The sequence below is a fragment of the Burkholderia sp. Ac-20353 genome (genome assembly GCF_017104785.1).
Classification (GTDB): Bacteria; Pseudomonadota; Gammaproteobacteria; order Burkholderiales; family Burkholderiaceae; genus Burkholderia.
In genome coordinates this window covers 25909-38476 of the sequence record NZ_JAAGPL010000079.1, presented here as the reverse complement: position 1 = coordinate 38476, position 12568 = coordinate 25909, and the positions used below count along the sequence as shown (strand labels likewise).

11 protein-coding genes and 1 pseudogene are annotated in these 12568 nt (G+C 68.2%); 4 read left to right on the top strand and 8 right to left on the bottom strand.

The features are described from left to right. From G3N94_RS22125 to G3N94_RS22110, 4 genes and pseudogenes are all read right to left on the bottom strand, one after another. Positions 1 to 295, bottom strand: a pseudogene (locus tag G3N94_RS22125) (hypothetical protein); the annotation flags it as partial. Between the two features lie 27 nt (positions 296 to 322). Beyond that, positions 323 to 547 carry a helix-turn-helix transcriptional regulator gene (locus G3N94_RS22120; protein WP_205794699.1) on the bottom strand — a complete coding sequence of 75 codons (225 nt, stop codon included), beginning with the start codon at positions 545 to 547 and terminating at the stop codon, positions 323 to 325. Between the two features lie 10 nt (positions 548 to 557). After that, positions 558 to 1121 carry a DUF2975 domain-containing protein gene (locus G3N94_RS22115; RefSeq protein WP_205794698.1) on the bottom strand — a complete coding sequence of 188 codons (564 nt, stop codon included), beginning with the start codon at positions 1119 to 1121 and terminating at the stop codon, positions 558 to 560. Positions 1122 to 1305: 184 nt separating this feature from the next. Continuing rightward, complete coding sequence (locus G3N94_RS22110) at positions 1306 to 2676, bottom strand: sigma 54-interacting transcriptional regulator (RefSeq protein ID WP_205794697.1); 1371 nt, start codon at positions 2674 to 2676, stop codon at positions 1306 to 1308. 262 nt (positions 2677 to 2938) lie between these two features. Between G3N94_RS22110 and G3N94_RS22105 the strand changes: the two genes are divergently transcribed. The 4 genes from G3N94_RS22105 (at position 2939) to G3N94_RS22090 (ending at position 8200) form a co-directional block, all read left to right on the top strand. Beyond that, on the top strand, positions 2939 to 3835 hold the full coding sequence (locus tag G3N94_RS22105) for an MBL fold metallo-hydrolase (RefSeq protein ID WP_205794696.1): 897 nt from the start codon (positions 2939 to 2941) through the stop codon (positions 3833 to 3835). 35 nt (positions 3836 to 3870) lie between these two features. Further along, on the top strand, positions 3871 to 5538 hold the full coding sequence (locus G3N94_RS22100) for a bifunctional protein tyrosine phosphatase family protein/NAD(P)/FAD-dependent oxidoreductase (protein WP_205794695.1): 1668 nt from the start codon (positions 3871 to 3873) through the stop codon (positions 5536 to 5538). Positions 5539 to 5589: 51 nt separating this feature from the next. Beyond that, positions 5590 to 6396, top strand: coding sequence for a sulfite exporter TauE/SafE family protein (locus G3N94_RS22095; protein WP_205794694.1), 807 nt, complete (start codon positions 5590 to 5592; stop codon positions 6394 to 6396). Between the two features lie 193 nt (positions 6397 to 6589). Then, positions 6590 to 8200 (top strand): DUF3472 domain-containing protein, encoded by a 1611-nt coding sequence (locus G3N94_RS22090; protein WP_205794693.1) that lies wholly within the window; start codon positions 6590 to 6592, stop codon positions 8198 to 8200. Positions 8201 to 8307: 107 nt separating this feature from the next. Here the strand turns inward: G3N94_RS22090 and G3N94_RS22085 are convergent, their stop codons facing one another. The 4 genes from G3N94_RS22085 to G3N94_RS22070 form a co-directional block, all read right to left on the bottom strand. Next, complete coding sequence (locus G3N94_RS22085; RefSeq protein ID WP_205794692.1) at positions 8308 to 9126, bottom strand: ABC transporter permease subunit; 819 nt, start codon at positions 9124 to 9126, stop codon at positions 8308 to 8310. After that, positions 9123 to 10052, bottom strand: a complete 930-nt coding sequence (locus G3N94_RS22080; protein ID WP_205794691.1) for an ABC transporter permease subunit — start codon at positions 10050 to 10052, stop codon at positions 9123 to 9125. Before G3N94_RS22080 ends, G3N94_RS22085 begins: the two co-directional genes overlap by 4 nt. Next, entirely contained in the window at positions 10049 to 11209 is a 1161-nt protein-coding gene (gene potA, locus G3N94_RS22075; protein ID WP_205794690.1) for a polyamine ABC transporter ATP-binding protein, read from the bottom strand. Before potA ends, G3N94_RS22080 begins: the two co-directional genes overlap by 4 nt. Positions 11210 to 11296: 87 nt before the next feature. Then, positions 11297 to 12391: a polyamine ABC transporter substrate-binding protein gene (locus G3N94_RS22070; protein WP_205794689.1), complete on the bottom strand. Its 1095-nt coding sequence runs from the start codon at positions 12389 to 12391 to the stop codon at positions 11297 to 11299. Positions 12392 to 12568 lie beyond the last annotated feature (177 nt).

The window sequence follows — 12568 nt, the reverse complement described above, 5'->3', positions numbered from 1 at the left end:
GAGCGCGACCAACGGCTGCGGCGGCATCCGGCCGGCCACGAACCGGCGCGACCGTCGCCGGCTCGCGTCGCGGCAGCGCCGGCGCCTGTGCCGGCAACGGAATCAGTTCGACGTTCAGCGCCCGCCTTGCCGGCTTCACGGCCGGCAGTGCCGCGTCACGCCCGGCCGTCGACACCGAGCGCAGCGCCAGCCAGCCGAGCCAATGGAGCGACGCCGCGACGACGAACGCCAGCGCGCCAACGGCCACCCGCTGCCGCCGCGCATTGACCGTGCCGACCGTCACGCTTCCCGTCATGCCCGGGCCGCGCGTCACCGCGACGCATCAGCCCGCGTCGGCGACGTCGTCGTCGCTGAACGCGAGCAGATCGCCGGGCTGGCAATCGAGATAACGGCAGATCGCCTCGAGCGTCCCGAAGCGAATCCCCTTGACCTTCCCCTGCTTGAGCAGCGACAGGTTCTGTTCGGTGATGCCGACAGCTGCCGCAAGATCCTTCGAGCGGACCTTGCGGGTCGCGAGCATCACGTCGAGCTTGACCACGATCGTCATCGTGCGCGCCTCACACGAACTTCCGGTGTTCGGCATCGAGCTCGCTCGCCTGCCGCAGGATATGCGCGATCACCGCGATGCAGGCGGCCGTGAACAGCGCGACGACGTACGGCGAGCCGAAACTGACGGTCACCACATGGTGGCCGGCCGGTTCGAGCAACGTCATCCATACGCTCAGCAACGGTTCGCACAGCACGCTCAGCACGACCCACAGCCCCAGCGCGCGCGCCATCTTCCCGAGATGGCCGGCCGCTGTCGCGGAGAAGTAGTCGCGGCTCGCGTAAGCCCGGAACAGCCGGCGCAGGTGGCTCAGCCCGCTCGCAAGCGCGGCGAGCGGCACGCTCGACAGCACGATACAGCCAGCCGTCTGCCACCAGGGGAACGCGGTGATGTCGACATGCAGCCCGGTAATCAGCGAGTTGGTCGTGCTGAACCCGAAACCCGCGCCGGATTCGATTTCGTTCAGCGACGGAAACACCCAGCACGCCGCGTTGAGCAGCAACATGAAGGCGATGAATCCCAGTGTGACGGTAGCCATGTGCTGGCTGTAGCGGGCGATGCGGTCGGATTGCATGCGAGGTCCTCGAGGGTTGGGCAACGCGGTCGATTGTACGCCGCAATCATCGTAAAACGATAATAAATAGTTGTTGAATGTTGATTAATTGTCGCGAAGTGTGAATTCACGGCAAGCCGTCGCACGGTGCAAAGACCCGCGCGGCGGCGCTGTCCGGCCTCGCCCCCCCGTTCAGCAGCTACCGTCACGCGTCCCGCGTCGCGATCCCGAGCGCGTGCAGCCGCCGATACAACGTGCGCTCGCTGATCCCGACGTGCTCGGCGAGCGCGCGCCGGGTGCCGCGGAACGTGCGCGCGATGCGCGCGAGCGCGTCGTCGGACAGCGCTCCGGCCGCATCCGGCTGCCGCGCCGGGTCGCGTGCGTGCGCGACCTCGTCGGGCAGATGCTCGACGCGGATCGCGCCGTCGTCCGCGAACAGGCACGCGCGCTCGAGCACGTTGCGCAGCTCGCGTATGTTGCCCGGCCACGCATAAGCGTCGAGGCACGCCCGCGCCGCGTCGGTCAGCGTGAACGACGTGTCGCGCGTACCGGCGCGCGCGTTCGCGATCCGCCGCAGGATCGACGCGGCGAGCAGCGCGATGTCGCCGTGCCGCTCGCGCAGCGCCGGCAGATGGATCGGAAATGCGCTGATCCGGTAGTAGAGATCCTGCCGAAAGCGTCCGTCGTCGATCATCTCGCGCAGCGGCTTGTGGGTCGCCGCGACGAGCCGGAAATCCGCGCGCAGCGCCTCGACGCCGCCGACGCGCCGGAACGTGCCCGATTCGATCAGCCGCAGCAGCTTCACCTGCATCGGCAGCGGCACGTCGCCGATCTCGTCGAGAAACAGCGTGCCGCCCTGCGCGGTCTCGACGAGCCCCGGCTTGCGCGCCGCCGCACCGGTGAACGCCCCCTTCTCGTAACCGAACAGCTCGCTCTCGAACAGCGTCTCGGCGATCCCCGAACAATCGACGACGACGAACGGCCCCATCGCGCGCGCGCTCGCCTCGTGCAGCGCGCGCGCGAACAGCTCCTTGCCGGTGCCCGATTCGCCGAGCAGCAGCACCGGCAGCATCGACGGCGCGACGCGCTGCAGCGCGCCGAGCGCCGCGTTGAACGCGTCCGAGCCGCCGACGAGCCCGTCCGCACTCGGCTGCGCGGACGCGCTGCGCACCGTCGTCAGGCGCTCGACGTAGGCGATCACGCGGCCCGCCGCGTCGAAGATCGGGCGCAGCTCGACGTCGACGTGCTCGGGGCCGCGCGGCGTGTGATGGATGTGCAGCACGCGGTTCAGGCTGCGCGACTCCAGCGCCTGCTTCATCGGGCAATGTTCGCCGGCCTGGTCGCACGGCACGTCGTAGTGATGCGACACCCGATAGCAGTGCCGCCCCACGTGCTCGACGCCGGCGACGCCGAACTGGCGCCGGTACGCGCCGTTCGCCGCGAGGATCCGGTAGTCGGGATCGACGACGATCATCGGCTGCGGGTCCTGCTCGAGATACGCGACGAGCGCGCTCACGTCGGGCGCGGCGTCGCGCGACGCTTCGGGGACGATCGGAATGAAGTCGTGCTGGCTCATGAGGCGGGGTCCGGAGAGTGGCTGTCACGGTGACCGCCGATTCTGCCATGTCACTGCCAGCACTGCCAGCACTGCCAGTTATGGCAGTGACATGGCCGGCGCCGGCCCGCGCATGCCCCCGCACGATGCGCATCCGCCGCCGGAAAGACGAGATGAATCAACGCGCTGGCGTCTTCACGCGCGCATCGACGCGAGCTGGCACGTTTTTTGTACAACAGGGAGCCAATCGCAAAAATTGCAGAACCAGATCGAGGAGTTTTCCGTGAGCAACGCGTCCGTGATGTCGGTCGAAGGTTTCTTCGACCGGGCGACCAGCACCATCAGTTACCTCCTGCTCGATACGGCGAGCCGCGAATGCGCGCTGATCGACAGCGTGCTCGACTACGACCCGAAGTCGGGCCGCACGCATACGGCGAGCGCCGACCGGCTGATCGCGCGCGTGGCCGAACTCGGCGCGACGGTGCGCTGGCTGCTGGAGACGCACGTGCACGCCGATCACCTGTCGGCGGCGCCGTACCTGAAGGCGCACGTCGGCGGCCAGATCGCGATCGGCACGCAGGTGCAGCGCGTGCAGCACGTGTTCGGCCGGCTGTTCAACGCAGGTCCCGGCTTCACGCCTGACGGCAGCCAGTTCGACCGGCTGCTCGACGACGGCGACGTGCTCGCGCTCGGCGCGCTGTCGATCCGTGCGTTGCATACGCCAGGCCATACGCCCGCCTGCATGACCTACTTGGTCGACGGCGGCGTCGACGACAGCGGCGAACGCGCGGCCTTCGTCGGCGACACGCTGTTCATGCCCGACTACGGCACCGCGCGCTGCGACTTTCCCGGTGGCGATGCACGCGCGCTGTACCGGTCGATCGCGCGCGTGCTCGGCCTGCCGCCCGACACGCGCCTCTACATGTGCCACGACTACCAGCCGGGCGGGCGCGACCTGCAATACGTGAGCACCGTCGCCGACCAGCGGCGCGCGAACGTGCACGTGCGCGACGGCGTGACCGAGGACGACTTCGTCGCGATGCGCACGGCCCGCGACGCGACGCTCGACATGCCGGTGCTGATGCTGCCGTCGGTGCAGGTCAACATGCGCGCCGGCCGCCTGCCCGAACCCGAAGACAACGGCGTGCGCTACCTGAAGATCCCGCTCGACGCGATCTGAGCGCACGGCCCCACCCCCACTGGAGAATCCCCCACATGAACATCCGCATGCTGACCGGCACGCTGTCGGTCTCGCCCCAGATCACGGCGGCCGACCTGCCCGCGCTACGCGACGCGGGCATCCGCGCGATCGTCTGCAACCGCCCGGACGGCGAAGGCCCCGACCAACCGACCGTGGCCGAGATCCGCGCGGCGGCCGCGCCGCTCGGCCTCGCAGTCCATTACCTGCCGGTCGATTCCGGCAAGGTCACCGACGACCAGGCCGTGCAGTTCGGCGCCCTCGTCGCGTCGCTCGACGGCCCCGCGCTCGCGTACTGCCGCACCGGCACCCGTTCCGCGTCGCTGTGGGCGCTGTCGCAGGCCGGCGTGCTTCCGCTGAACGACATCGTCGCAACCGCCGGCGCCGCCGGCTATGACCTGAATGCACTCGCGCAACGCATCGCGCAGCGTGGCGGACAGCCGGCGCCGACGATCGAAGCGCGGCACGACATCGTGATCGTCGGCGCGGGCGCCGCCGGCCTCGCGGTCGCGTCGAGCCTGCTCGCGCGCGACCGGTCGCTCGACATCGCGGTGATCGACCCGGCCGACGTCCATTACTACCAGCCGGGCTGGACGATGGTCGGCGCGGGCGTGTTCCAACCCGAAACGACCGCGCGGCAGATGGGCGCCGTGCTGCCGCGCGGCGTGCACTGGATCCGGGCTGCGGTCGCCGGGTTCGAGCCGGACGCGCACGCGGTCGTGCTCGACGGCTGCCGGCGCATCGGCTACCGACAGCTCGTCGTCTGCCCGGGGCTCAAGCTCGACTGGCACGCGATCGACGGGCTCCCCGAGACGCTCGGCCGCAACGGCGTCACGTCGAACTACCGCTACGACCTCGCACCGTACACGTGGCAGCTCGTGCGCGACTTCCCCGGCGGCCGCGCGCTGTTCACGCAGCCGCCGATGCCGATCAAGTGCGCGGGCGCACCGCAGAAGGCGATGTACCTGTCGTGCGACCACTGGCAGCGCATGGGCCGGCTTGGCGCGGCCGACGTCGAGTTTCTCAACGCGGGCGCCGCGCTGTTCGGCGTCGCCGACTACGTGCCCGCGCTGATGGAATACGTGAAGCGCTACGACATCGGGCTGTCGTTCGGCCACAACCTCGTCGCGATCGACGGCCCCGCGCGCCGCGCGACGTTCCGGCGCACGCTGCCCGACGGCAGCGCGGAAACCGTTGTGCGCGATTTCGACATGATCCACGTCGTGCCGCCGCAACGCGCGCCCGACTTCGTGCGCGCGAGCCCGCTCGCCGACGCGGCCGGCTGGATCGACGTCGATCCGGCGACGCTCCGGCACAAGCGCCATGCCGATATCTTCGCGCTTGGCGACGCGACCAACACGACCAACGCGAAAACCGCCGCCGCCGCGCGCAAGCAGGCGCCCGTCGTCGCGCACAACGTGCTCGCGGCGCTCGGCCGCGCGCAGGGCGCCGCCACCTACGACGGCTACGGCTCGTGCCCGCTGACGGTCGAGCGCGGCCGGATCGTGCTCGCCGAGTTCCTGTACGGCGGCAAGGTCGCGCCGTCGTTCCCCGCGTGGCTGATCGACGGCAAACGGCCGTCGCGGCTCGCGTGGCTGCTGAAGGAACGGGTGCTGCCGCCGCTGTACTGGAAGGCGATGCTCAAGGGCCGCGAATGGCTCGCGAAGCCCGAGATCACCGGCTGACCGCCGCCCTCGCAAACGGACGAACAAGCGGATGAACGAACGGATGACAACATGCTGATTTCTCTCGTGCTGGGCGGCATCGTCGGCGCGGTGCTCGGATTGACGGGCGCGGGCGGCGGGATCCTCGCGGTCCCGGCGCTCGTCGTCGGGATGGGCTGGCCGATGCAGCAGGCAACGCCCGTCGCGCTCGTCGCGGTCGCGGGCAGCGCGCTGCTCGGCGCGCTCGAGGGCTTCCGCCGCGGGCTCGTGCGCTATCGCGCGGCGCTGTTGATGGCGGCGGCCGGCGTGCCGCTCACGACGCTCGGCGTGCGGCTCGCACACGTGCTGCCGCAGCGCGTGCTGCTGACGCTGTTCGCGCTGACGATGCTCGTCGTCGCGGGCCGGCTGCTTTGGCAAGCACTCGGCTCGGCGCACGGCTCGCCCGCCGGGTCGCCGCTGTGCGTCGGCCGCGTGAACCCCGACACCGGCCGGATCGTCTGGTCGTGGCCGGCCGGGCTCGCGCTCGCGTCGACCGGCGCGGTCACCGGCCTGATGACAGGGCTGCTCGGCGTCGGCGGCGGTTTCGTGATCGTGCCGATGCTGCGCAAGTTCACCGACGTGTCGATGCACGGGATCGTCGCGACGTCGCTGATGGTGATCGCGCTCGTCGGTACCGGCGGCGTGTTCGCGACGCTCGTCGCCGGCACGCACGCGCCGCTCGACGTGACGCTGTGGTTCACCGCAACCACCGCGCTCGGGATGGCGGCCGGCCGCGGCGTGTCGCGCCATCTGTCTGCGCGCCACGTGCAGGTCGGTTTCGCATCGGCGCTCGTGTGCGTCGCGCTCGGGCTGCTCGCGAAGGCGGCGTTCGGCGCGTAATGCGGGTGCGGGTGCGGGTGCGGGTGCGGGTGCGGCTGGTGCGGGCGCGGGCGTCTGCCCCGCGTCCCGCGCCTGCGATGCACTCGCGATGCAAATCGGCTGTCGCGAAATTGCCCGGATCGGCATGCTAGACTCGCCGCCGCGCGCCAGTACCCGGCGCGTCGAAAACCAACAATTAGTAAGGAGTCCGGCCATGCTCGTTTCCCCCGTCGGCCGCGCGGCGTTCGCCGCGCTGATGCTCGCCCCGCTCGCGTCTGTCGCCGCGCCCGCCTACACCGCGGCGCTGACCCTCGCCAGTCTCTCGCCGTCTGTCGGCGGGACCGACAAGGCGACACTCACGCTTACCAACACGGGCACCGCACCCGCTGCCGCCGGGCTCTACGTCGGCATGCCTGCCGGCTTCACCGCGAACGGCTTCACGAGCGCATGCGGCGGCGCGCTCGCCACCGACGGCACGGCGCAGCTTGCGCTATCCGGCGCGACAGTGCCGGCCGGCGGCGCGTGCACGTTCAGCTTCACGCTCGACGTGCCGCCCGTCGCATCGCTGCCGCCGTCGGGTGCGCGCAGTTTCAGCATCACCGCGAATCCGGCGGCCGGCCTCGCGACGCTCTCCGCCGCCACCGCGCCGACGCTGTCCGGCTTCCTCGGTTCGACGCCGGGGCTTTACAGCAACACGTGGTTCCCGTCGACGGTGCGCAGCGTCGGCACGCTCGACCTGTTCATCACGCCACAGACGGACCCCGGCCCGAACTCGAACGTGTTCTGGTCGAACCAGGTCAACTCGCTGCATGGCTACACGGGCCTGCAGTCGACCGAACTGGTGTCGGCAAGCGAAGGCGTCGGCAAGCAGTTCCTGTTCAGCCTGTGGGGCGCAACCGCCGCGAAACCCGGCACGCCCGCGAGCGCCGGCATCGGCGCGGGCAGCCATTGCACGGTCAGCGGCTCGGCCACCGACGGCAGCGCGGGCGCGCAGTGCCGCTATCGCTATGACTGGCAGGCTGGCCACACGTACCGGTTCCGCATCACGCCGGACACGACCCAGGGGCCCGGCTGGTTCAAGAGCAACGTGACCGACGTGACGAACGGCACGACCGGCGACAGCTTCGACATCGGCAGCATCTACGTCGGCACGACGCAGACGCAGGTGCCGGTTTCGTCGATCAGCCAGTGGGTCGAGTACTTCGACTGGAATTCGAGCCGCACGAGCTGCGCGTCGGTTGCGTACACGGACGCGCAGTTCAGCATTCGCGCGTACGACGCGATCGGCAATGAGGTGACCGTGCCGGCGCCATCGGTGACGGTCAACAAATCCTGTCCTGCGAGCTATGCGAATGCCTCCGCGTCGAACGGCGTCGCGACGCTGATCGGCGGCCCGCAACAGTCGGCGGCCGGCCTCGTGAAGACGAACGGCGCGTGCCTGACGGCGTCCGGCGGACTCGCCGACGGCAGCTCCGCGGCACTCGGCACCTGCCCGACGCTCGCGTCGGTGCATACGTCGGGCGGCACGCACTTCAATCCGCAACTGTGGGTCGTCGCGACCGACGGCACGCTGCAGACCAAGTACAGCTACTGCCTCACCGCGCAGGCGCCTGGCGCAACCAACGGCGCGCTGCTGCATACCTGCGTCGCCGGCGAAGCGGACCAGCAATGGCAAGTGAAGGCCGGCGCGCGGCCGGGCACCGCGCAGCTCGTGTCGCAGCCGACGGGCCGCTGCCTCGCGCCGGCCGGTAGCGCGCTGACGCTGCAGGCCTGCACGGCAGCCACGGCGGTCTGGACGACGCCCGGCAAGCGCTTCGCGTACTGAGCACACGCCGCACGGCGGCGCCCGGACAAAACGCCCGCCCATGGAAAACGCCCGGTCCGACTCGTCGTCGGCACCGGGCGTTTTTTATTGCGGCAACAGCGCGTGCGTCAGGTCGCGAACGCCATCCGCTTGCGCTCCTGGCGCAGCATCACGAAGTTCGCGAGCACGACGCCGGCCGTCACCGCGACGATCAGCAGCGTCGCCAGCGCGTTCATCTCCGGATTCAGGCCGAGCCGCACGCGCGAGAACACCACGAGCGGCAGCGTCGTCGAGCCGGGGCCCGACAGGAACGCGGACAGCACGAGGTCGTCGATCGACAGCGTGAACGACAGCAGCCAGCCGGCGATCAGCGCCTGCGAGATCAGCGGCAGCGTGATCATGAAGAACACCTTGAGCGGCGTTGCACCCAGATCGAGCGCGGCTTCCTCGAGCGACGGGTTCAGCTCGCGCACGCGCGACTGCACGATGATCGCGACGTACGAGATGCACAGCATCACGTGGCCGAGCCAGATCGTGAAGATGCCGCGCTCGGCCGGCCAGCCGATCCACTTGCCAAGCTCGATGAACAGCAGCAGCAGCGAGATCCCCTGGATCACCTCCGGAATCACGAGCGGCGCGTTGATCATCCCGCTGAACAGCGCGAAGCCTCGAAAGCGGCCCATCCGCGCGAGCACGAAGCCCGCCCATGTGCCGATCACCACCGACGCGGTGGCCGTCATCAGGCCGATCTTCAGCGACAGCCACGCGGCCGTCAGCAGTTCGTCGTCGTCGACGAGCGCCGAGTACCAGCGGAACGAGAAGCCGGACCACACCGTGACGAGCTTCGACTCGTTGAACGAATAGACGATCAGGCTGACGATCGGGATGTACAGGAACGCGAAACCGGCAAACAGCACCGCGAACTGCAGGAAACGATTCGGTTTCATTGACCGCGGCCCTCCTGCTCCTTGGCCTGGAAACGCTGGAACATCGCCATCGGCACGAGCAGCAGCAGCACCATCGCGCACGTGACTGCCGACGCCATCGGCCAGTCCGCGTTATTGAAGAACTCGTTCCACATCACGCGGCCTATCATCAGCGTGTTCGCGCCGCCGAGCAGCTCCGGAATCACGTATTCGCCGACCGCCGGGATGAACACCAGCAGGCAGCCCGCGATGATCCCGTTCTTCGACAGCGGCAGCGTGATCTGCACGAACGCCTTCCACGGCTTGGCTCCGAGGTCGTAAGCGGCTTCGAGCAGGCGCAGGTCCATCTTCACGAGGTGCGCATAGAGCGGCATCACGAGGAACGGCAGGTACGAATACACCATCCCGATGTAGACCGCATAGTTCGTGCGGTACAGCTCGATCGGCGTATGGATCAGGCCGATCCCCATCAGGAAGTTGTTCAGGAGACCGTTGTTCTTCAGGATGCCGATCCACGCATACACGCGGATCAGGAACGACGTCCAGAACGGCAGCATCACGCCCATCATCAGCAGGTTGCGGGTCGCCGGGTTCGAGCGCGCGATGTAGTACGCCATCGGATAGCCGATCAGCAGGCACAGCAGCGTCGTGATCGCGGCGACCAGCACCGAGTTCACGTAGGTCGCGAAGTACAGGCTGTCGGTCAGCAGGAACGCGTAGTGCGACAGGTTCAGCGCGATGTGCACGACGCCGTCGGTGTACGTCGTGAGTTCCGAGTACGGCGGGATGCCGAGCTGCAGCTCCGCGAAGCTGATCTTGACGACCAGCACGAACGGCACGAGGAAGAACAGCACGAGCCATGTGAACGGGCCCGCTACGACCGCGCTGCGGCCGGTCAGGTTGAAACGCTTCACAGGCCAGTTGAGCAGGGACTTGAGCGCGATCATGAGGTCAGCACCACGCCCGCCGATGCGCTCCAGCGCACGTAGATCTCGTCGCCGAGCGCCGGCGTCTCGAGCTCCGAGATCGCGAGGCTCGACACGTTCGCGATCACCGTCTTGCCGCCGTCGAGCTTCACGTGATACAGCGAATACCCGCCCATGTACGCGACGTTCGAGATCCGGCCGCGCGCCCAGTTGAACGCGCCTTCGGGCGGCTTGCGCGTGAGCGCGATGCGCTCGGGACGCACCGACACCGTGACCGGCATGCCGAGCGGGCCGGTGATGCCGTGGTTCACGTACAGCCGGCACGGCAGGCCCGGCGACTCGATGAACACGTGGTCGGGCTCGTCCTCGACGGTGATGCCGTCGAACAGGTTGGTCGAGCCGATGAACTCGGCCGAGAAACGGGTGTTCGGATACTCGTAGACTTCGCTCGGCGAGCCGATCTGGACGATCTGCCCTTCGCTCATCACCGCGAGCCGGTTCGCCATCGTCATCGCTTCTTCCTGGTCGTGCGTGACCATGATGCAGGTGACGCCGACCTTGTTCAGGATGTTGACGAGCTCGATCTGCGTGCGCTGGCGGATCTGCTTGTCGAGCGCCGACATCGGCTCGTCGAGCAGCAACAGCTTCGGGCGCTTCACGAGCGAACGCGCGAGCGCGACGCGCTGCTGCTGGCCGCCCGACAGCTGGTGCGGCTTGCGCTTCGCGAACTTGCCCATCTGCACGAGCTCGAGCGCGGTATGCACGCGCTCCTTCAGCTCGGCCTTCGGTACGCCTTCCTGCTTCAGGCCGAACGCGACGTTCGATTCGACCGTCATGTGCGGGAACAGCGCGTACGACTGGAACATCATGTTCACGGGCCGCTTGTACGGCGGCATCTGCGCGAGATCCTCGCCGTCGATCAGGATCTTGCCCGACGTGACGGTCTCGAGGCCCGCGAGCATCCGCAACAGCGTCGACTTGCCGCAGCCCGAGCTGCCGAGCAGCGCGAACAGCTCGCCTTTGCGCACCGTCAGGTTGACGCTGCGCACCGCTTCGGTCTCGCCGAATTTCTTGACGACGTCGATGATCTGGACAAAGTTCTCGGCGCGCGGATCGGCGCCGGACGAAGGAACGAAGGACGGCGCGCTCGCAACCGGCGCACTCGACTGGCTATTCATGATGTGCTGCTTCTCTCCTGCGTTTGACGAACAAAGCCCCCGGGGTTGCCAGGGGCTTCATGACTGCTTGCGCGACTGCGGTTCGCGTCAGCGGCCCGACTTCAGCTCGGTCCACAGACGCGTCTGCAGACGCTGGATCTCGGGCGGCAGCGGCTTGAGCAGGAACAGCGTCTTCACGACGTCGGCCGGCGGGTAGACGGCCGGGTCGTTCGCAACGTCAGGCTTCACGTACTTGCGGGCTTCGGCGTTCGCGCTCGGGTAGTACACCGCGTTCGTGATCGCCGCGTGCACCTTCGGATCCTCGATGTAGTTGATCCACTGCAGCGCGGCATCCTTGTCCTTCGCGTCCTTCGGGATCGCCATCACGTCGAACCACACCGGCGCGCCGCCCTTCGGGATGTAGTACTCGACCTTGTACGGCTTCTTCGCTTCCATCGCGCGATGCTTCGCGATCACGACGTCGCCCGACCAGCCGAACGCGAAGCAGATGTCGCCGCCGACCAGGTCGTTGATGTAGCCCGACGAGTTGAACTGCGTGATGTACGGGCGGATCTTCTTCAGCACCTGCATCGCGGCCTGGTAGTCGGCCGGGTTCGTGCTCATCGGATCCTTGCCGATGTAGTGGAGCGCTGCCGCAAACATCTGGTCCGGCGCGTCGAGCACCGATACGCCGCAGGTCTTCAGCTTCGAGATGTTTTCCGGCTTGAACAGGATGTCCCAGTTGTCGAGCGGCACCTTGCCGAGGACCTGCTGCGCCTTGGTCACGTTGTATGCGAGACCCGTCGTGCCGTACGCCCAGGGCACCGCGAACTTGTTGCCCGGATCCGCGCCGGCGACGAGCGCCATCAGTTGCGGGTCGAGATACTTGAGGTTCGGCAGCTTCGACTTGTCGAGCGGCGCGAAGATGCCGGCCGCGATCTGCTTGCCGGCGTAGTTGCTGGTCGGCACGACGATGTCGTAGCCCGAGCTGCCCGTCAGCAGCTTCGCCTGCAGCGTGTCGTCGCTGTCGTAGTTGTCGTAGCGGACCTTGACACCGGTCTGTTTCTCGAAGTTCGGGATCGTGTCCTTCGCAATGTAGTCCGACCAGTTGTAGACATTGAGCTGCGTATCCTTCGCTGCTGCCGCCGATGCGCCCACGCACAGCGCGAGCGCCGCGAACCGGCCCGCCACTTTTGCTTTCATCCCGTTCTCCCCATACGGCCGGAACCCTTGTCCGGCTGTCGTCTGCCTCGCCATGGCGGCGCGTGTTGGCCCGCTCCGCCCCTCGAAAACCCCGAACGCTACCACTATTCGCCGCCCGTCACAAAAAAATCATGCCGATGTCGCGCAAACGGAACAGATTCCTTTCGGGCGGCTTCG